Below are 20,222 nucleotides of genomic sequence, written 5' to 3' on the forward strand. Positions count from 1 at the left end.
TTGACCCCAGTTCATGGAGCGAACCCGCTCCGTGACGCCGCAGACCGACGGCTCCCGCGTATCGCGGGGCCGTCGGGCCTGGTCATCTTCGGTGTCACGGGCGATTTGTCCCGTAAAAAGCTGATGCCCGCCGTTTATGACCTCGCCAACCGGGGTCTGCTTCCGCCGGGCTTCTCACTGATCGGCTTCGCCCGTCGCGAATGGGAGGACGAGGACTTCGCGCAGGAGGTGCACGACGCGGTCAAGGAACACGCGCGTACGCCGTTCCGCGAGGAGGTCTGGCAGCAGCTCGTCCAGGGCATGCGCTTCGTCCAGGGCAACTTCGACGACGACGACGCCTTCGAGCGCCTGAAGACGACGATGCACGAGCTCGACAAGGCGCAGGGGACGGGCGGCAACTTCGCCTTCTACCTCTCCGTGCCGCCGAAGTTCTTCCCGCAGGTGGTGCAGCAGCTGAAGAAGCACGGCCTCGCGGACGCACCCGAGGGTTCGTGGCGCCGCGCGGTCATCGAGAAGCCGTTCGGCCACGACCTCGAGTCGGCCAAGGAACTGAACGCGATCGTGCACGAGGTGTTCGCCCCGGACCAGGTGTTCCGGATCGACCACTACCTCGGCAAGGAGACCGTCCAGAACATCCTGGCCCTGCGCTTCGCCAACACCCTCTTCGAGCCCATCTGGAACCGGAGTTACGTCGACCACGTGCAGATCACGATGGCCGAGGACATCGGCATCGGCGGCCGGGCCGGCTACTACGACGGCATCGGCGCCGCGCGCGACGTCATCCAGAACCACCTCCTGCAGCTCATGGCGCTGACCGCCATGGAGGAGCCCGCCTCCTTCGACGCGGACGCGCTCGTCGCCGAGAAGGCCAAGGTCCTCGGCGCGGTCCGGCTGCCCAAGGAGCTCGGCGACCACACGGTCCGCGGCCAGTACGCGGCCGGGTGGCAGGGCGGCGAGAAGGCCGTCGGCTACCTCCAGGAAGACGGCATCGACCCCAAGTCGAAGACCGACACCTACGCGGCCATCAAGCTGGAGGTCGACAACCGCCGCTGGGCGGGCGTCCCCTTCTACCTGCGCACCGGCAAGCGCCTCGGCCGCCGTGTCACCGAGATCGCCGTCGTCTTCCAGCGCGCGCCCCACTCCCCCTTCGACCACACGGCGACGGAGGAGCTCGGCCAGAACGCGATCGTCATCCGCGTCCAGCCGGACGAGGGCATCACGGTCCGCTTCGGCTCCAAGGTGCCCGGCACCTCCATGGAGATCCGGGACGTGTCGATGGACTTCGCGTACGGCGAGTCGTTCACCGAGTCGAGCCCGGAGGCGTACGAGCGGCTGATCCTGGACGTCCTGCTCGGCGACTCGAACCTCTTCCCGCGCACGGAGGAGGTCGAGCTGTCCTGGAACATCCTCGACCCGATCGAGAAGTACTGGGACAAGCACGGCAAGCCGGCCCAGTACCCGTCCGGCACGTGGGGGCCCGCCGAGGCGGACGAGATGCTCGCACGAGACGGACGGAGCTGGCGCCGGCCATGAAGATCGACCTCACGGACACCACGTCCAGCAAGATCAACAAGGCGCTCATGGAGGGCCGCCGCTCCATCGGCACGCCCGCCGTCGGCATGGTGCTCACCCTCGTCATCGTGACCGACGAGGAGAACGCCTACGACGCGCTGAGGGCCGCGAACGAGGCGTCCCGCGAGCACCCCTCGCGAACCCTCGTGGTCATCAAGCGCGTCTCCCGTTCGCCGCGCGACCGTACGACGTCGAGGCTCGACGCCGAGGTGCGCGTCGGCGCGGAGGCGGGGACCGGCGAGACGGTCGTCCTGCGGCTGTACGGCGAGGTCATCAACCACGCCCAGTCGGTCGTCCTGCCGCTGCTCCTGCCGGACGCACCGGTCGTGGCCTGGTGGCCGGTGAACGCGCCGCTCGACCCGGCCAAGGACCCGCTGGGCGCGCTCGCCCAGCGCCGCGTGACGGACACGTACGCGGCGGAGCAGCCCAACGACGAGCTGGAGGCCCGCGCCGGCGCCTACACGCCCGGTGACACGGACCTGTCGTGGACCCGGATCACGCCGTGGCGCTCCATGCTCGCCGCCGCTCTCGACCAGGTGGCCTGCAAGGTCAACTCGGTGGAGGTGGAGGGCGAGGAGTTCAACCCGAGCTGCGAGCTGCTCGCCATGTGGCTCGCGGACCGGCTCGACGTGCCGGTCGAGCGGTCGGTGTCGTCGGGCCCCGGCCTGACGGCCGTACGCATGGAGACGGACTGCGGCGCCATCGTGCTCGACCGTCCGGACGGTTCGCTGGCCACGCTGTCGATCCAAGGTCAGCCGGACCGCGCGGTGGCGCTCAAGCGCCGCGAGACGTCCGAGCTGATCGCGGAGGAGCTGCGCCGCCTCGACCCGGACGACACGTACGCTGCCGCGCTGAAGTACGGCGTGCACCGGTTGGGTGAACGTGCGGCGGCGCCGGACGGGCAGGGGTCCGCGGGCGACGCGGACGCTCCTGCGGCCGCTTCCGCTCCCGCGAAGAAGGCGGCGGCCAAGAAGGCGCCCGCCAAGTCCACCGCCAAGAAGTCCGCTTCGAAGGCGGCCGCCAAGTGATGAGCACGGCACCCCAGTTGGTGGTGCACCGCGACAAGGAGCTGATGGCGCAGGCCGCCGCCGCCCGGCTCATCACGAAGATCGTGGACGCCCAGGCCGCCCGCGGCTACGCGTCCATCGTCCTGACGGGCGGGCGCAACGGCAACGGACTCCTGGCCGCCCTCGCGACCTCTCCCGCCCGGGACGCGGTCGACTGGACGCGCCTCGACCTGTGGTGGGGCGATGAGCGGTTCCTGCCGGACGGCGACCCCGAGCGGAACTACACGCAGGCCCGCGAGGCGCTCCTCGACTCGGTGCCGCTGAACCCGGACCGGGTCCACCCGATGCCGCCTTCGGACGGCCCGTACGAGGTGGACGCCGCCGCGCAGGTCTATGCCGCCGAACTGGCCGCCGCGGCAGGGCCGGAGGACCACGGTCCGGTGCCGACGTTCGACGTCCTGATGCTGGGAGTCGGCCCGGACACGCATGTCGCGTCGCTCTTCCCCGAGCTTCCGGCGGTCCGGGAGACCGAGCGCACCGTCGTCGGTGTGCACGGTGCGCCCAAGCCGCCGCCCACCCGCATCTCGCTCACGCTCCCGGCGATCCGGGCCGCGCGCGAGGTGTGGCTGCTCGCGGCGGGCGAGGACAAGGCGGAGGCCGCTGCCATCGCGCTGTCCGGCGCGGGTGAGCTCCAGGCGCCGGCCGCGGGCGCGTACGGCCGCTCGCGCACGTTGTGGCTGCTCGACTCGGCGGCGGCCTCACAGCTCCCGCCCGAGCTGCATCCGCCGCACGTCGCCTGAGGCGCGCCACGCGCGAAGACACGAACGCAGGGGCCCCGCACCGAAGTTGACCGGCGTGGGGCCCCTACGCGTGCGCCCTGCGATAGCTGCTGCCGTCGCGCTCCCGTACGAGCAGCCCGTCGTTCACGCAGTATCTGCGCAGCGCCGAGGTGTCCTCGTGGACGGTGCGGAACGCGTCGTTGACCTCGCCCTCGGTGTAGGTGCGCTCGGTCTCGAAGAGCGTGTCCGTGAGGTGGACGAGGAGTTCGTGGCGCACGGTGGCGCGGACCGGGATCGAGGTGAGGCGGCCGCGGGCGAAGAACCCGGTGAGGCGGCGCGGCACGGCGGGGTGGATCTCCGCCGGGCGCTCGCGGCGGAACACGGAGGGGTCCGCCCGCAGCGTTCCGTCCGGCCGTCGCTCGACGAGCCCGGTGGAGACGAGTCGCCCCAGGTGCTTGCGGACGGCCGGGGAGTCCTCGTCGCGGGGCGCCAGCTCGTCCAGCACGATCCGCGCGTAGAGCTTCAGTCGTTCGGGGTCGGCGAGCGCGGACATGAGCTGGTCCATGAGGTCCTCCCGGCAGGTGACACGACCGGAGCAGTGTCACCCGCCACAGGCGGCGGCGCATCCCAATTAGATGCGCCGCTCAGCGGTCTAACGGCCACGCAGTTCACGGTACTTGGCCACCAGCGCCTTGGTGGACGGGTCGAGTCCCGGCACGTCGGCGCCCTGGGTGAGGGCGGGCTCGACGCGCTTGGCGAGGACCTTTCCGAGCTCGACGCCCCACTGGTCGAAGGAGTCGATGTTCCAGACGGCGCCCTGGACGAACACCTTGTGCTCGTAGAGCGCGATGAGCTGGCCGAGGACGAACGGGGTGAGCCGCTTCGCCAGGACCGTCGTCGTCGGGTGGTTGCCCTGGAACGTCTTGTGCGGCACGAGCTCCTCGGGCACCCCCTCGGCGCGGACCTCGGCCGGGGTCTTGCCGAAGGCGAGGGCCTGCGTCTGCGCGAAGAAGTTGGCCATCAGCAGGTCGTGCTGCGCGACGAGTCCCGGCAGCAGGTCCGCCACGGGCTCGGCGAACCCGATGAAGTCCGCCGGGATGAGCTTCGTGCCCTGGTGGATGAGCTGGTAGTAGGCGTGCTGCCCGTTGGTGCCGGGGGTGCCCCAGACGACGGGACCCGTCTGCCAGTCCACCGGGCGGCCCTCGCGGTCCACGGACTTGCCGTTGGACTCCATGTCGAGCTGCTGAAGGTACGCCGTGAACCGGGAGAGGTAGTGCGAGTACGGGAGCACCGCGTGCGACTGCGCGTCGTGGAAGTTGCCGTACCAGATGCCCAACAGGCCCATCAGAAGAGGGACGTTGGACTCGGCGGGGGCGGTGCGGAAGTGCTCGTCGACGAGGTGGAAGCCGTCGAGCATCTCGCGGAACCCGTCCGGGCCGATCGCGATCATCAGTGAAAGACCGATGGCCGAGTCGTACGAGTAACGCCCGCCGACCCAGTCCCAGAACTCGAACATGTTGGCCGTGTCGATGCCGAAGCCGGCCACCTTCTCGGCGTTCGTCGACAGGGCAACGAAGTGCTTGGCCACGGCATCCTGGCCGGCGTTCAGACCGGTGAGGAGCCAGTTGCGCGCGGAGGTCGCGTTGGTGATCGTCTCGATCGTCGTGAACGTCTTCGAGGCGATGATGAACAGGGTCTCGGCCGGGTCGAGGTCGCGGACGGCCTCGTGCAGGTCCGCACCGTCCACGTTCGACACAAAACGAACTGTCAGGTCCCGGTCGGTGAAGGACCGCAGGACCTCGTACGCCATCGCCGGACCGAGGTCGGAGCCGCCGATGCCGATGTTCACGACGTTCTTGATCCGCTTGCCGGTGTGACCCGTCCACTCGCCCGAACGGACCCGGTCCGCGAAGGCGGCCATCTTGTCCAGCACGGCGTGCACCTGCGGGACGACATCGACGCCGTCGACCTCGATCACCGCGTCACGCGGGGCCCGCAGCGCCGTGTGCAGCACGGCCCGGTCCTCCGTCGTGTTGATCTTCTCGCCGCGGAACATGGCGTCCCGCAGACCGAAGACATCGGTCGCGGCGGCGAGCTCACGCAGCAGGCGCAGCGTCTCGTCCGTGACCAGGTGCTTGGAGTAGTCGACGTGCAGGTCGCCGACCTGGAGCGTGTAGTCGGAGCCGCGCGCCGGATCGGCGGCGAACAGCTCACGCAGCTGCACGTCTCCGAGTTCTTCCCGGTGCTTGGCGAGCGCCGTCCACTCGGGCATCTGATTGAGCCTGCGGCTTTCTGCGTTCATCTCGGACTTCAGCCTTCTCTCGTACCTGAGTACGTACCTTGCCCCGCTGCTTGACCAACCTAATTGATCAGGGCCCGGTATACGGCATCTGTCCGGACCGCTACGGCCGAACGAGTCCGGCCGGACACTTGGGTGTGTCCGGCCGGTGCTCAAGTCCTAGATCTCGCCCCGCAGTTTGGCGAGCGCCTCCGCGAGGATCGCCTCGCCGTCCGCGTCACTGCGCCGCTCGCGCACGTAGGCGAGGTGCGTCTTGTAGGGCTCGGTGCGCGGGGGGTCCGGCGGGTTGTCCCGGTCCTGCCCGGCAGGGAAGCCGCAGCGCGGACAGTCCCAAGTCTCCGGCACCTGCGCGTCGGAGGCGAAGCTCGGCTGCGTCTCGTGCCCGTTGGAGCACCAGAAGGAGATGCGCAGACGCGGCGCGGACTCGCCGCGCTCGGCCTCGCCCATCGGCCCCGCCCCGACCCGACTTCCTCGGATCGCGTTGCCACTTGCCACGGTCGTAACTCCCTGCGTGATGGTGCCGCGGAGCTTGTCGGCGTCTCGCTCCGCCGCGGGCGCCTCAGTCTACGTAAGGCCCAACGCGCGTCCAGTGATTGGAGTTACATCCCCGCCCCTAGACGCAAGCCCCATGATAGGCCGCGCCGGAGGGCGCGTACCGAACATGGGGCCTTATGTGCGCGATGTGCAGGTGTGACGGCGTCAGTTGTTGACCTTCATGAGCAGGCCGAGCACGACAATGCACGCGAACCACAGCAGACCGAGCACGATGGTGATGCGGTCCAGGTTGCGCTCGGCGACCGACGAGCCGCCGACGGACGACTGCATGCCGCCACCGAACATGTCGGAGAGACCGCCACCCTTTCCCTTGTGCATGAGCACAAGGAGCATCAGCAGCAGGCTGAAGACGATCAGGGCGATCGAGAACCCCATAACCACGGCTGGTCCCTACTTCCTGGCAATTCTCTCGGACTGATAGGTACTGCGATGAATCCGTACTGCGACTTGTATGTGCTGCGGGGGCCCGGTGAAAAGCCACCCGGCCCCCGCAAGGGTACGACGTAACTCCGCTACCGCATACTCACTGGTCGCGGAAGCGGATGATCTTGACGAACTCCTCGGCGTCGAGCGCCGCGCCGCCGACGAGGGCGCCGTCGACGTCGGGCTTCGACATGATCTCCGCGACGTTCCCGGACTTCACCGAGCCGCCGTACTGGATGCGGACCTTGTCGGCCAGCTCCTGGGAGTACAGCTCGGCGAGCTTGCCGCGGATCGCCCCGCAGACCTCCTGGGCGTCGTCGGCGCCGCAGACCTTGCCGGTGCCGATCGCCCAGACCGGCTCGTACGCGATCACGACGGTCTCGGCCTGCTCGGCCGGGATGTCCTTGAGGCCGCCCTCGACCTGCGACAGCGTGTGCGCGACATGGTCGCCCGCCTCGCGGACGTGGAGCTCCTCGCCGACGCAGAGGATCGGGGTCAGGCCGTGCTTGAAGGCGGCCTTCACCTTGGCGTTGCAGACCTCGTCGGTCTCGTTGTGGTACTGGCGGCGCTCGGAGTGGCCGACCGCCACGAACGTGCACTTGAGCTTGGCGAGCATCGGGCCCGAGATCTCGCCGGTGTAGGCGCCGGAGTCATGGGCCGAGATGTCCTGGGCGCCGTACTTGATCTTCAGCTTGTCGCCGTCGACCAGGGTCTGTACGGAGCGCAGGTCGGTGAAGGGCGGCAGGACCGCGACCTCGACGGCGTCGTAGTCCTTGTCGGACAGTGCGAAGGCGAGCTTCTGGACGTGGGCGATGGCCTCGAGGTGGTTGAGGTTCATCTTCCAGTTGCCCGCCATCAGCGGCGTGCGGGTGGTCATTGAGGTTCAGTCCTCCAGTGCGGCAAGGCCGGGGAGCGTCTTGCCCTCAAGGTATTCGAGGGAGGCGCCGCCGCCGGTCGAGATGTGGCCGAATGCATTCTCGTCGAAGCCGAGGAGCCGGACGGCCGCGGCTGAGTCGCCACCGCCGACGACCGTGAAGGCCGGGGAGTCGAGGAGCGCCTGGGCGACCGCCTTGGTGCCCTCGGCGTAGTCGGGGTGCTCGAAGACGCCCATCGGGCCGTTCCAGAACACCGTCGCGGCGTCGGCGAGCTTCGATGCGTACAGCTTGCGGGTCTCCGGACCGATGTCGAGACCCTCCTGGTCGGCCGGGATGGCGTCCGCGGCGACGGTGGTGGGGTTGGCCGGGGCCTTGGTCTTGAGGTCGGGGAACTCCGGCGAGACCAGTACGTCCACGGGGAGCACCAGCTCGACGCCGTTGTCCTCGGCGCGCTTGATGTACTCCTTGACGGCCGGGATCTGGTCCTCCTGGAGGAGGGAGATGCCGACCTCGTGACCCTGGGCCTTGAGGAAGGTGTAGGCCATGCCGCCGCCGATGAGCAGGCGGTCGGCCTTGCCGAGCAGCTGGTCGATGACGGCGAGCTTGTCGGAGACCTTGGCCCCGCCGAGCGCGACGACGTACGGCCGCTTGACCTCGTCGGTGAGCTTCTTCAGGACACCGACCTCGGTGGCGATGAGGTAGCCGGCGTAGTGCGGCAGGCGGGCCGGCAGGTCGTACACGGAGGCGTGCTTGCGGTGCACGGCGCCGAAGCCGTCGCCCACGTAGACATCGGCCAGGGCGGCCAGCCGGTCGGCGAACTCGCCGCGCTCGGTGTCGTCCTTCGACGTCTCGCCGGCGTTGAAGCGCAGGTTCTCGATGACGGCGACCTGGCCGGGCTCCAGACCGTCCACCGCGTCGTGCGCGGCGGGGCCGACGGTGTCCTGGGCGAACGCGACCGGCTCACCGAGGAGCTCGGCGAGGCGCTCGGCGGCAGGCAGCAGCGAGAACGCCGGGTCCGGGGCTCCCTTGGGGCGGCCCAGGTGGGAGGCGACGATCACCTTGGCACCGGCGCCGGCCAGGGCCTTGACGGTGGGCAGGACGGCGCGGATGCGGCCGTCGTCGGTGATCTGGCCGTCGGCGAGCGGCACGTTGAGGTCGGCGCGGACGAAGACCCGCTTGCCCTCGACCCCTTCGGCGAGAAGTTCGTCGATCGTCTTCATGGCTGGACTCCTGGACTTCTTGGGTGGGCTGACGCACAACAGGGCCCGGACGGCGCGTCGTTGCGCGGTCCGGACCCTGTGCTCACATCGAGATGCCTGCTCTGGATTTAGAGCTGGCCGCCGACGAAGACCGTGAGGTCGACGAGACGGTTGGAGTAGCCCCACTCGTTGTCGTACCAGCCGAGGATCTTCACCGAGTTGCCTTCCTGGACCATGGTCAGGGAGGAGTCGAACGTGCAGGACGCCGGGTCGCCGACGATGTCGGAGGACACGATCGGGTCCTCGGTGTAGGACAGGTAGCCCTTGAGGTCGCCGTCCTCGGAGGCCTTCTTGAACGCGGCGTTGACCTCGTCCTTGGTGGTCTCGCGCGCCAGGGTGACGACCAGGTCGGTGGCCGAGCCCGTCGGGACCGGGACGCGCATCGCGATGCCGTCGAGCTTGCCCTTGAGCTGCGGGAGGACCAGGGCGGTCGCCTTGGCGGCACCGGTGGTGGTCGGAATGATGTTCTCGGCGGCGGCACGGGCGCGGCGCAGGTCCGAGTGCGGGAAGTCCAGGATGCGCTGGTCGTTCGTGTACGCGTGGACCGTGGTCATCAGACCCTTGACGATGCCGAAGTTCTCGTCGAGAACCTTGGCCATCGGCGCCACACAGTTGGTGGTGCAGGACGCGTTCGAGATGACGTGGTCCGTCGCCGGGTTGTACTGGTCCTGGTTGACGCCCATCACGATGGTGATGTCCTCGTCCTTGGCCGGAGCCGAGATGAGGACCTTCTTGGCGCCGCCGGCGATGTGCTTCTCGGCGTCGGCCTTCTTCGTGAAGATGCCGGTCGACTCGATGACGATGTCGACGCCCAGCTCGCCCCACGGGATGTCCGCGGGGTTGCGCTCGGAAAGGACCTTGATGGTGTGGCCGTCGACGGTGATCGTGTCGGCGGTGTGCGTCACCTCGGCCTTGAGGCGGCCGAGGATGGTGTCGTACTTCAGAAGGTGTGCGGTGGTCGCGGTGTCACCGAGGTCGTTGACAGCCACGATCTCGATGTCTGCACCCTGCTCAAGCAGCGCGCGGAAGTAGTTACGCCCGATGCGGCCAAAGCCGTTGATGCCTACGCGGATCGTCACGAACCGATCTCCTCGTTGGTACGCCGGTTTTAGACGCCGGCGAGTTGTATGGGATGTCCCCGACCGCCTCCGACCCTACCTCTCCGAAGCCCTCCGGGTGACATTGAGTGGGCCCTTGTGCGGCCCGGCGGCCCGTACCGCCCAGTAGGGGCTCGGACCGCCGGGATTCCCGCTCATCTGGCGCTTTTCGCGAAAAGTGAGCGGGGTATTTCGTCCGCTTTTCGGCCCGGCCTTTCTCAGCTCCTCAGGGAGGCCAGCGCCTTCCCCACGAGCACGCTGCGCTCGGCCGCCGTGGCGACGTGTTCGAGACCGAATCCGAGGAGCACGGTGTCCTTGGTGCTGACGGCTCCATATGTCTTGAACAATTCACCCGCCCGGGCCCAGTCCTTGGTGACGACGGGGCTGCCCGGGGGCGGGCCCGCGACCTTCCAGGCGCCGAACGACGACTCGAAGCCCTCGGTCTCCTTCGCGGCGCCGCCGGTCACGACGGACGCGTTGTCGGCGAGGACACCGTGGCCGCCGCTCCCCGGGTCGGTGATGTAGCTGAGCGAGACCTCGACCGTCTTTCCGGCGTAGGCGCTCAGGTCGAAGGTCACCGGCTGCCAGCCGTCCGAGGCGCCCGTGAGGCTGTTCCAGGAGCCGGAGGTGCCGGTGGCCGTGCAGCCCGCGCTGCCGGGCGTCAGATAGCGCTTGAGAGCCGGGTGCTCCTTGATCAGGAATCCGGCCTCGCACTCGGCGGGGACGGCGTTCGTCGTGGCGCCGCCGGCGTCGGGCAGCGTCGTCCAGTCCTCGGCTCCCGCCGTGTGCGCCTCAAGCACCGCGTGGTCGTAGCCGGGCTCGGTGTCCCACAGGAGCTGGAACTTCAGGGCCGGCTTGTCGGTGGCGGAGACCCCGGTGAGGTCGATGGTGCGGGTCAGGCGTTTCCACCCGTCGTCCGTGTGCACGGCGGCGGCCATGGAGCTGCCCTCGTAGGGGCTGTACGGGTTGGGGGTGCCCGCGTACGCACCGGCGCCCGCGCTGGTGAACTGCGGGTAGTCGGCCGTGGACAGCACGTCGGAGGTGGCCTGGTAGGTCGCGGCGATGTTCAGCGGGTTGCCGGGAGCGTCGCCGAGGCCCGCGGCGGCGCCGGTCAGCACGCCGGATCCGGCGAACTTCGAGGCGCCGGGTGTCGACGTCCGCGAGTACGCGCCCAGGTAGTACTGGCTGAAGTCGTTGGTGGTGGTGCCGCCGATGCTGACGGAGCCGCCCGCCTGTTCACCGGCCTCGATCAGCTTGCCGCCCTCGTTGAGGTAGTCGCGCAGGGCGAGCTGGGTGGTGAGACCCGGGCGGTCGGCGCCCGTGTAGTGGACGACGGTCCTGAAGTGGTCGAGCACCGCGAGTGCGTCCGGGGCGCCCTGCGTGGCGACGTTCCACACGAGCGGAGTGCGGCCGTTCGCCTTCAGCGCGTCCACGTACGCCTTGCTCTGCCGGCCTGTTGCGTCGTTCTCCGCGACGACGAGGGTGTCGGCCCTGGGGCGCTCGGCCACGGTGTACGTGAAGTGCTCGCTGGAGGTGCGCTTCCCGGACTTCGTGCGTCCGGTGAACCAGACCTCGACCTTGTCGCCCGGGTCCGCGTCCTCGATCCTCGCGCGGTACGCGTCGAAGTGGAGGTTGTCCTCGCCGCCGTAGGTCTCGCCGCCCTTCCAGGCGCGCAGGTCCTCGTCGTGCGTACGGCCGCCGTCGACACGGTAGTTGAGCTCCTTGTCACGCACCGACCTGCGGGCGGTCACGGAGACTTCCTGGTCGGCGCCGCCCGCGTACGAGGTGCTGAAGGCGGCCGGGGTGAAGTCGGGGGCGTCGAGGCCGACCGAGGACGACGGCTGATCGGGGTGCGCCGCGGTCTCGGCCACGGAGAGCGCGAACGGGATGTTCTTGACGAACTCCTGCTGGATCAGCTTCTCGTCGTCCGGGAAGGTGAAGACCGACTCGCAGTCCTCGGGGCGCCACTGGTCGTCCGGGTCGACGGCCGACGCGGTCTGGCACTCACTCATCTCCGGCGTGAACATCCCGATGCCGTTGACGTTGCCCGCGTGCCCGTCGGCCTCGCCGTTGGTGGTGTACAGCTCCGAGGAGACCTGCGGGTGATAGCCGGGGATCGCGGAGTTCTCGGGGGTCCCGGCGAGCGCCTTGTAGAGCACGTCGTCCGGCGTCGGGGTGGCCACCTGCCAGCCCACTCCGTAGAGCAGCAGCTCGGCCGCGGAGTGGTAGTTGATGGCGTACCGGAAGCCGATGCGCTTCTCGAAGGCGTCGAGGGCCTTCGTCTCGGGCTCGGAGCCGGGGCTCGCGCCGCGGTAGGTCTCGCTTGCGGGGCTCGGGGACGAACCCTCGTCGTCATAGCCCCACTTGTAGGCGAAGTTGCGGTTGAGGTCGACGCCGTCGCCCGTGGTGATCGCGCCGTCGCCGTTCACGTCCCGCATGTTCTTGCGCCACTGGCGGTCGCCGTCGGGGTTGAACGTCCAGTCGTACCCGTCGGGGTTGGCGGACAGGACGAACCACATCTCGGTGGAGTCGACGATCTTCTTGATGCGCTTGTCCTTGGAGTAGTTGTCCAAGTAGTAGTGCATCAGGCGGCGGGTCATCTCGGGGGTGATCCACTCGCGGGCGTGCTGGTTGGACATGTAGAGCACGGACGGCTTGGCGCCGTCCCTCGTCGTACGGGCGCCCTTGGTGAGCTTGAGCGCGAGGATGTCCTGGCCCTGGAGCGTCTTGCCGATGGAGACGACCTTGGTGAGGCCGGGGTGCGCCTGGCCCGTCCTGACGATCTCCTCCTGGAGATTGCCCTTGCCGCTGTAGGGGCGGAACACGCCGTCGCCCGCGGCCGCCACGCGCGCTCGCGCCTTGGCGGAGAGCGTGTGCTCGGTGAGCTCCACGCCCTTCCTCTCCAATTGCCTGGCCTGCTTGTCGGTGAGGTAGACCTCGACCTCGGCCTTCCCCTTCTCGGGGGTCTGTTCGCCGAGTTCGTGTCCGTCCTGTCCGGCCGCGAGGAGCAGGGGTACCTGCTCCTTCGTGACCTCGGCGCGGAACACCTTGACCGGATCGGAGTCCGACCGGGGTGCACCGCCGCTCTCCGCCTGGGCGACGGGCGTGAGTCCCGCGCCTCCCAGTCCGCCCAGTACGAGTGCCGTGGCCGCGAGGATCGATCTCGCTCTTCGTCTCATGAGCCCCCCTTGCAGTTGTGTACCGCAGAAGCAGGTGAGTACCGCAGAAGCTGTGGTGAAACCGCAGAAGCGGCAGTTGCCGCAGAAGCGAACAGACGCCAGACTCATGACAGTTCATGGTCAAGTCAAGGGCGCGTCAAAGGGGCCCGTCACGCGTTGCACGGTCCCCTTGGGCAGCGAAAACGCCGGTGCCCGGCCCCGGCAGGGCGCAGGCACCGGCGTGAGGCATTCCGCTCCGGGGTCAGCCGGCGAGGTTGTCGGCCATCTCCTCGCTGATGTTCGACTCCGTGCCCGGGATGCCCATGTCCTGGGCCCGCTTGTCGGCCATCGCGAGCAGGCGGCGGATGCGGCCCGCGACGGCGTCCTTCGTCAGCGGCGGGTCGGCGAGCGCGCCCAGCTCCTCCAGGGAGGCCTGCTTGTGCTCCATGCGCAGCCGGCCGGCGGCCGCGAGGTGCTCGGGCACCTCGTCGGCGAGGATCTCCAGGGCGCGCTGCACGCGGGCCCCGGCGGCGACGGCGGCACGCGCCGAGCGGCGCAGGTTCGCGTCGTCGAAGTTGGCCAGGCGGTTGGCGGTGGCGCGGACCTCGCGCCGCATCCGCCGCTCCTCCCAGGCGAGCACCGACTCGTGCGCCCCCATGCGGGTGAGCAGGGCGCCGATGGCGTCCCCGTCCCGTACGACGACACGGTCCACACCCCGTACCTCACGGGCCTTGCCCGCGATCTGGAGGCGGCGCGCCGCCCCGACCAGGGCCAGCGCGGCCTCCGGGCCGGGGCAGGTCACCTCGAGGGAGGAGGAGCGGCCGGGCTCGGTGAGCGAGCCGTGCGCCAGGAACGCCCCGCGCCAGGCGGCCTCGGCGTCGCAGGTGGCCCCCGAGACCACCTGCGGCGGGAGACCCCGGATCGGGCGGCCGCGGCCGTCGACGAGACCGGTCTGGCGCGCCAGCTGGTCACCGCCGGCCACGACCCGTACGACGAAGCGCGAGCCCCGGCGCAGCCCGCCGGGCGCCATCACGATCAGTTCCGAGCTGTGCCCGAAGATCTCGAGGATGTCCCGCTTCAGCCGTCGTGCCGCCATCGCGGTGTCCAGCTCCGCCTCGATCACGATGCGGCCGCTCACCAGGTGGAGCCCGCCCGCGAAGCGCAGGATGGCCGAGACCTCTGCCTTTCTGCAGCAGGTCCGGGTGACGGGAAGCCGGGAGATCTCGTCCTTCACCGCTGCCGTCATCGCCATGGGCCGATCCTTCCATGCATCCGAAAAATACGGTCGTACGCGGCGGCCAACAGCTCCGGATCGTGCCTCGGAGTCCCGTCGGGCCTGGCCACAGGCGCCAGCTCGACCGCAGCGCCGAAGCCCTCCTTGGCGGCGTCGGTCAGGGACTCGCGGTCGGGCACGGCGGCCTCGTCGGCCAACACCACGTCCAGGGCGAGTTTAGGGGCGTGTCGTCCCAAAACCTCCAAATGACGCTGCGGTGAGAACCCCTCGGTTTCTCCGGGCTGCGGCGCAAGGTTCAGCGAGAGGACCCTGCGGGCCTTCGTCACCATCAGCGCGTCGAGCAGCTCGGGGACCAGCAGATGCGGGATGACGGAGGAGAACCAGGAGCCGGGGCCGAGCACCACCCAGTCGGCGTCGAGCACCGCGGCGACCGCCTCGGGGACGGCCGGCGGGTCGTGCGGCACGAGGTGCACGGACTGCACCTCGCCGGGGGTGAGCGCCACCGTGGCCTGGCCGCGCACCGTGTCGACGTCATCGGGGCGGGCCGGGTCGTGTCCCTTGACCAGGGCCTGGAGCTCCAGCGGCACCGCGGACATGGGCAGTACGCGCCCCTGCGCACCCAGCAGCTTGCCGACCAGGTCGAGGGCCTGCACATGGTCGCCGAGCTGCTCCCACAGCGCGACGATGAGCAGATTGCCGACGGCGTGCTCGTGCAGGTCGCCCTGGGACTGGAAACGGTGCTGGATGACGCGGGCCCAGGTCTGGCCCCAGTCGTCGTCGCCGCACAGGGCCGCGAGGGCCTTGCGCAGGTCGCCGGGCGGCAGGACACCCAGCTCGTCGCGGAGCCGGCCGCTGGAGCCGCCGTCGTCGGCGACAGTCACCACGGCGGTGAGGTCGCCGGTGATGCGCCGCAGGGCCGCCAGGGACGCGGACAGGCCCATGCCGCCGCCGAGGGCGACGACCTTGGGCTGGGCGCCGCGCCGGCGGCCCGTGGGAGGGGTGACCCGGCGGAGCCTGCTGCCGAGCCGGAGTGTGCGACCGGTCATTCGCGGCCCATGTCCCGGTGGACGACCACGGTCTCCACGCCCTCCGCCGCGATGCGCGCGGCGAGCTTCTCCGACATCGCGACGGAGCGGTGCTTGCCTCCGGTGCAGCCGACCGCGATCGTCACGTACCGCTTGCCCTCGCGGCGGTATCCGGCGGCGATGAGCTGGAGCAGCTCGGTGTACCGGTCCAGGAACTCCTTGGCGCCGGGCTGGCCGAAGACGTAGTTCGACACCTCTTCGTTCAGGCCGGTGAAGGGGCGCAGCTCGGGGACCCAGTGCGGGTTCGGCAGGAAGCGCATGTCGACGACCAGGTCGGCGTCGACGGGCAGGCCGTACTTGAAGCCGAACGACATGACCGTGGCCCGCAGCTCGGGCTCCTCGTCGCCGGCGAACTGGGCGTCCATCTTGGCGCGCAGTTCGTGCACGTTCAGGCTGGAGGTGTCGATGACCAGGTCGGCGTCGCCGCGCAGCTCGCGCAGGAGCTCGCGCTCGGCCGCGATGCCGTCGACGATGCGGCCGTCTCCCTGGAGGGGGTGCGGGCGGCGCACCGACTCGAAGCGGCGCACCAGGGCCTCGTCGGAGGACTCCAGGAACACGATGCGCCGGGTGACCTGGCGGGACTCCAGGTCGGCGAGGGACTGGTGGAGGTCGTCGAAGAAACGGCGGCCGCGCACGTCGACGACGACGGCGATCCGGGCGACATTGCCCTGGGAGCGGGCGCCGAGCTCGACCATCGTGGGGATCAGCGCGGGCGGCAGGTTGTCGACGACGAACCAGCCGAGGTCCTCCAGACACTTGGCGGCCGTGGAACGTCCGGCGCCGGACATCCCGGAGATGATCACCAGCTCGGGGATCGCCGCTTCGGGCGCCCCGGCGGTCTCGCTCGTCGTACCCGTACTCACCTGTGCTCCGTCTGTCTCCGCCGCCTGGCCCGCCGGGTCATCGGGGGCCGACTGTGGTGCCTGTCCGCCCTGCTCGTTCTCGTTCATGGCTCCTGCCCCCGTCGTCCTTCCGAGGTGGCCACGGCCGTGGCCGTGGGGTCCTCGTCTTCAATGATCTCTCCTGTGGCCGTGTTCACGGCCGGTGCGGCGGGCTCCGCGCTCGCGAAGGCCGCCACGATCGTCTCTGCCGTCTTGCGGCCTATGCCGGGAACCTCGCAGATCTGATCGATTGTGGCCGATCGCAGGCGCTTCACCGAACCGAAGTGCTTGATCAGGGCCTGCTTGCGCGCGTCCCCGAGGCCGGGCACCTCGTCGAGAGGCCCGGCCCGGAAGCGCTTGGCCCGCTTGGTGCGCTGGTACGTGATCGCGAAGCGGTGCGCCTCGTCACGCACGCGCTGGAGAAGATAGAGGCCCTCGCTGGTGCGCGGAAGGATCACCGGGTCGTCCTCGTCGGGCACCCAGACCTCTTCGAGGCGTTTGGCCAGGCCGCACACCGCGATGTCGTCGATTCCCAGCTCGTCCAGCGCCCGCTTGGCCGCCGCGACCTGCGGCTGCCCGCCGTCGACGACGACCAGCTGGGGCGGGTACGCGAACCGCTTGGGGCGACCGTCGTCCTCGGTGAGACGGGACTCGAGCGGGCCGTCCTCGTCCGCCGGCTCGGCGTCGGACCACTCCCCCGACTTCTCCTGCGCCGCCAGATAGCGCTTGAAGCGGCGCGTGATCACCTCGTGCATGGAGCGGACGTCGTCCTGCCCCTCGAAGCCCTTGATCTGGAAGCGCCGGTACTCGCTCTTCCTGGCCAGTCCGTCCTCGAAGACGACCATCGAGGCCACGACGTCGTCGCCCTGGAGGTGGGAGATGTCGTAGCACTCGATGCGCAGCGGGGCGCTGTCCAGCTCGAGAGCCCCGGCGATCTCCTCCAGGGCCCGCGAGCGCGTGGTGAGGTCGGAGGCGCGCTTGGTCTTGTGGAGCGCGAGCGCCTGCTGCGCGTTCCTGTGGACCGTCTCCATGAGGGCCTTCTTGTCGCCGCGCTGCGGGATCCTCAGCGACACGTTCGACCCGCGGCGCGTGGTGAGCCACTCCTGTACGGGTTCCAGGGGCTCGGGCAGCGCGGGCACGAGGACCTCCTTGGGAACGGCGTCCCCGCGCTCCTCGCCGTACAGCTGCTGGAGCGCGTGCTCGACGAGGTCACCGCTGGTGACCGCCTCGACCTTGTCCGTGACCCAGCCGCGCTGGCCGCGCACGCGCCCGCCCCGCACATGGAAGATCTGCACGGCGGCCTCCAGCTCGTCCTCGGCGAGGGCGATCAGGTCGGCGTCCGTGGCGTCGGCGAGGACGACGGCGCTCTTCTCCATCGCCTTGCGCAGCGCCTCTATGTCGTCACGCAGGCGTGCGGCGCGCTCGTACTCCATCTCCTCGGCGGCGTCCGTCATGTCCTTCTCGAGACGGCGGATGTACGTGCCGGTGCGGCCGGTCATGAAGTCGCAGAAGTCCTCCGCCAGTTCGCGGTGCTCCTCGGGCGAGACGCGGCCCACGCAGGGGGCCGAGCACTTGCCGATGTAGCCGAGGAGGCAGGGGCGGCCGGTGCGGGCGGCGTTCTTGAAGACGCCGGCGGAGCAGGTGCGGACCGGGAAGACACGAAGCAGCAGGTCGACGGTGTCGCGGATGGCCCAGGCATGCCCGTAGGGACCGAAGTAGCGCACGCCCTTCTTCTTCTGGCCGCGCATGACCTGCACGCGCGGGACCTCCTCGTTCATCGTCACCGCGAGGTAGGGATAGCTCTTGTCGTCGCGGTACTTGACGTTGAACCGGGGGTCGTACTCCTTGATCCAGGAGTACTCCAGCTGGAGCGCCTCGACCTCCGTGGACACCACGGTCCACTCCACGGACGCGGCCGTGGTGACCATGGTGCGGGTGCGGGGATGCAGGTGCGCCAGGTCCTGGAAGTAGTTGGCCAGGCGCTGGCGCAGGCTTTTCGCCTTCCCGACGTAGATCACCCGGCGGTGCTCGTCACGGAATCTGTACACCCCTGGGGAGTCCGGGATCTGTCCCGGCTGGGGGCGGTAGCTGGAAGGGTCGGCCATGTCAGACACCCTACTTGCGGCCACCGACAGTGAGGTTGCCCGCGCGATTCCCGGAGCGGTCCGGTGCCCGCCCGGCGAGACGGTTTGCGCAGCGAGTCTTGTCCGGTTCAGATCAACACGCTTCAATGCCGGGTGAATTGGGGCCGCGCACGCCCCGGCCGGACGGCCGTTGTGAGGATGCACGGGGGAGGGCCCTGGATGTCGTACGGCACACAGCACGCGGACGCCGGCGCGCCCGCACTGGAGACGGCCCTGCGGGCAGGGCCCTTCCATGTCGCCCTGCGGGCCGCGATCACCGCGCGCGGGCTGCCGCTGCACCGTGTGCAGCACCATCTGACCCGGCGCGGCGTCACGGTCGGCGTCACCAGTCTGAGCTACTGGCAACAGGGGGCCAGGCGCCCGCAGCGCACCGAGTCGCTGCGGGCCGTGCGCGCCCTGGAGGAGATCCTGGACCTGCCCGACGAGTCCCTGATCCGGCTGCTCGCCAAGGACGAGGAACACGCGGCCCGCCAGCGCCCCTCGACCCGCTCCTACCGCTCGCTCGTCGAGGCCTCGGGCGTCCTCGAACAGTTCCTCGCCGAGCTCGGCTCGCCCCCGGACGGCGGCCTGCACACGGTCGGCCACCACGAGCGGGTGCGGATAGGGGCGCGCCGCGAACTCCTCGGCCTCGACTCCCAGCACATCGTGCGCGCCCACCAGGACGATGTGGACCGCTATGTGGCCGTCCACCACGGGGACCCGGGATGCAGGACCGATCACGTCTCGGTGCGCGCCCTGGAGAACTGCCGTACGGGGCGGGTGCGCCGGCACCGCGGGACGGGCGTCGTCGTGGCGGAGCTGCTCTTCGACGCGCGGCTGCGGGCCGGCGACACGTTCCTCTTCCGCTACGGCTTCGAGGACGGCACGGCGGGCCCCTCATCGGAGTATCTGCGCGGCTTCGGCTTCGCGGGCGGGCAGTACGCGCTCCAGGTCAGATTCACCGAGGGCGTCCTGCCCGTGCGCTGCCACCGCTTCACCCAGCACTCGGCGGCGGCCCCGCGCGGCGGCCGTCAGGACCTGACGCTCAGCGCGAGCCACCGCGCCGTCCATGTGGTGGAGCCGCAGGTGCGGGCGGGGATCCTGGGGATCGGGTGGGACTGGGAGGGCTGATCGGGGTCCAGGTGCGGTCAGGCCTCCGGGCCCGCGACGATCTTGCCGTTCTTCACCACGACCGGCACCTTCGCCAGCGACTGCGTCGCCGGGGCGTGCAGCACCTTGCCGGTCTCGGCGTCGAACTTGCTGCCGTGGCAGGAACACGTGAGTTCCGTGCCCTCCAGCATGCTGATGGGGCACCCCGCGTGCGTGCAGATGGTGCTGAACGCAGCGTATTGGTCGGCCGCCGGACGGCTGACCACCACGTTCTCGTCCCGGTACAGCTTGACGCCGCCCACGGGCACCTCGTCGGCCTTGCCGAGGTCGACGGGGGCCGTCGGCGCCGAATCCGCGCCGCCGTCCGCTGCGCCCGTCGAGCAGGCGGCGATCCCGAGCCCCGCGGTCCCGGCGAGGGCGGCACCCCGCAACACGGTTCGACGGGCGGGCGACGTGCCGGGCATGAGGACTCCAGGGATCGGTCGGGGTGGTGCGGGCCGCTGCTGCACGCCAAGGCGCACATCGGTCGCAGATCCGACCATACCGGTGGGGTGCGTGACGGCTCGGAGGGCCCTCTCGTCCGGCCTCGGCTTCACGCCCGCCTCTGTGCTCACGGCCGCGATGGTCGCCACGTTCACGGCCGTCTCGGTGGCCACGCTGCGCCCCGGTACGAAGGGTCTGCCCGAGTCGGTCCCCGACGTGCCCGCTTCCGGCCGGGGCGGTGTGCCCGAGCCCGCGAACCTCTAGCCTGTGCCTCGCCCCTAC

Annotated in this window: 18 protein-coding genes; 5 read left to right on the forward strand and 13 right to left on the reverse strand. The window is 69.9% G+C overall.

Annotation, left to right across the window (positions count from 1 at the left end):
* From zwf to pgl, 3 genes are read left to right on the forward strand one after another with little or no spacing between them, the layout of a single operon-like run.
* Nucleotides 1-1,533, forward strand: coding sequence for a glucose-6-phosphate dehydrogenase (gene zwf / locus ACWIGU_RS20120; RefSeq protein WP_454402676.1), 1,533 nt, complete (start codon nucleotides 1-3; stop codon nucleotides 1,531-1,533).
* Complete coding sequence (gene opcA, locus ACWIGU_RS20125) at nucleotides 1,530-2,600, forward strand: glucose-6-phosphate dehydrogenase assembly protein OpcA (RefSeq protein ID WP_454402678.1); 1,071 nt, start codon at nucleotides 1,530-1,532, stop codon at nucleotides 2,598-2,600. Before zwf ends, opcA begins: the two co-directional genes overlap by 4 nt.
* A complete protein-coding gene (pgl, locus tag ACWIGU_RS20130) occupies nucleotides 2,600-3,379 on the forward strand; it encodes a 6-phosphogluconolactonase (RefSeq protein WP_454402680.1) in 780 nt (259 codons plus the stop codon). Before opcA ends, pgl begins: the two co-directional genes overlap by 1 nt.
* Nucleotides 3,380-3,443: 64 nt before the next feature.
* On the opposite strand, the gene ACWIGU_RS20135 is transcribed toward pgl, so the two are convergent.
* The 12 genes from ACWIGU_RS20135 to uvrC all read right to left on the reverse strand — a co-directional run bounded on the left by ACWIGU_RS20135 (nucleotide 3,444) and on the right by uvrC (nucleotide 18,329).
* Nucleotides 3,444-3,713, reverse strand: a complete 270-nt coding sequence (locus ACWIGU_RS20135; RefSeq protein WP_356274909.1) for a DUF2087 domain-containing protein — start codon at nucleotides 3,711-3,713, stop codon at nucleotides 3,444-3,446.
* A 297-nt stretch (nucleotides 3,714-4,010) separates the two neighbouring features.
* Entirely contained in the window at nucleotides 4,011-5,660 is a 1,650-nt protein-coding gene (gene pgi / locus ACWIGU_RS20140; RefSeq protein WP_454402682.1) for a glucose-6-phosphate isomerase, read from the reverse strand.
* 156 nt (nucleotides 5,661-5,816) lie between these two features.
* Nucleotides 5,817-6,104: an RNA polymerase-binding protein RbpA gene (locus ACWIGU_RS20145; RefSeq protein WP_007448238.1), complete on the reverse strand. Its 288-nt coding sequence runs from the start codon at nucleotides 6,102-6,104 to the stop codon at nucleotides 5,817-5,819.
* 252 nt (nucleotides 6,105-6,356) lie between these two features.
* Complete coding sequence (gene secG, locus ACWIGU_RS20150) at nucleotides 6,357-6,587, reverse strand: preprotein translocase subunit SecG (RefSeq protein WP_100592391.1); 231 nt, start codon at nucleotides 6,585-6,587, stop codon at nucleotides 6,357-6,359.
* Nucleotides 6,588-6,735: 148 nt separating this feature from the next.
* Nucleotides 6,736-7,512, reverse strand: a complete 777-nt coding sequence (tpiA, locus tag ACWIGU_RS20155; protein ID WP_454402684.1) for a triose-phosphate isomerase — start codon at nucleotides 7,510-7,512, stop codon at nucleotides 6,736-6,738.
* Nucleotides 7,513-7,518: 6 nt separating this feature from the next.
* Complete coding sequence (locus ACWIGU_RS20160) at nucleotides 7,519-8,730, reverse strand: phosphoglycerate kinase (protein ID WP_454402686.1); 1,212 nt, start codon at nucleotides 8,728-8,730, stop codon at nucleotides 7,519-7,521.
* 107 nt (nucleotides 8,731-8,837) lie between these two features.
* Nucleotides 8,838-9,848 (reverse strand): type I glyceraldehyde-3-phosphate dehydrogenase, encoded by a 1,011-nt coding sequence (gene gap / locus ACWIGU_RS20165; protein WP_266565571.1) that lies wholly within the window; start codon nucleotides 9,846-9,848, stop codon nucleotides 8,838-8,840.
* Between the two features lie 236 nt (nucleotides 9,849-10,084).
* On the reverse strand, nucleotides 10,085-13,045 hold the full coding sequence (locus ACWIGU_RS20170; protein WP_454402688.1) for a M14 family zinc carboxypeptidase: 2,961 nt from the start codon (nucleotides 13,043-13,045) through the stop codon (nucleotides 10,085-10,087).
* Nucleotides 13,046-13,286: 241 nt separating this feature from the next.
* A complete protein-coding gene (whiA, locus tag ACWIGU_RS20175; protein ID WP_100592386.1) occupies nucleotides 13,287-14,276 on the reverse strand; it encodes a DNA-binding protein WhiA in 990 nt (329 codons plus the stop codon).
* Entirely contained in the window at nucleotides 14,267-15,304 is a 1,038-nt protein-coding gene (locus tag ACWIGU_RS20180; RefSeq protein ID WP_454402691.1) for a gluconeogenesis factor YvcK family protein, read from the reverse strand. The genes whiA and ACWIGU_RS20180 overlap by 10 nt, the downstream gene beginning before the upstream one ends.
* Entirely contained in the window at nucleotides 15,301-16,293 is a 993-nt protein-coding gene (gene rapZ / locus ACWIGU_RS20185) for an RNase adapter RapZ (protein ID WP_454402693.1), read from the reverse strand. Before rapZ ends, ACWIGU_RS20180 begins: the two co-directional genes overlap by 4 nt.
* The gene (gene uvrC / locus ACWIGU_RS20190; RefSeq protein WP_454402695.1) at nucleotides 16,290-18,329 is read right to left on the reverse strand and encodes an excinuclease ABC subunit UvrC; all 2,040 of its coding nucleotides are present in this window, start codon (nucleotides 18,327-18,329) and stop codon (nucleotides 16,290-16,292) included. Before uvrC ends, rapZ begins: the two co-directional genes overlap by 4 nt.
* 198 nt (nucleotides 18,330-18,527) lie before the next feature.
* Between uvrC and ACWIGU_RS20195 the strand changes: the two genes are divergently transcribed.
* Nucleotides 18,528-19,478 carry a hypothetical protein gene (locus ACWIGU_RS20195; RefSeq protein ID WP_454402697.1) on the forward strand — a complete coding sequence of 317 codons (951 nt, stop codon included), beginning with the start codon at nucleotides 18,528-18,530 and terminating at the stop codon, nucleotides 19,476-19,478.
* A 17-nt stretch (nucleotides 19,479-19,495) separates the two neighbouring features.
* Here the strand turns inward: ACWIGU_RS20195 and ACWIGU_RS20200 are convergent, their stop codons facing one another.
* The gene (locus tag ACWIGU_RS20200) at nucleotides 19,496-19,921 is read right to left on the reverse strand and encodes a Rieske 2Fe-2S domain-containing protein (protein WP_454402698.1); all 426 of its coding nucleotides are present in this window, start codon (nucleotides 19,919-19,921) and stop codon (nucleotides 19,496-19,498) included.
* Nucleotides 19,922-20,012: 91 nt separating this feature from the next.
* On the opposite strand from ACWIGU_RS20200, the gene ACWIGU_RS20205 reads away from it, so the two are divergent.
* Nucleotides 20,013-20,204, forward strand: coding sequence for a hypothetical protein (locus ACWIGU_RS20205; RefSeq protein ID WP_454402700.1), 192 nt, complete (start codon nucleotides 20,013-20,015; stop codon nucleotides 20,202-20,204).
* Nucleotides 20,205-20,222: the final 18 nt, after the last annotated feature.

The sequence above is a fragment of the Streptomyces sp. NPDC055400 genome (assembly GCF_053644375.1).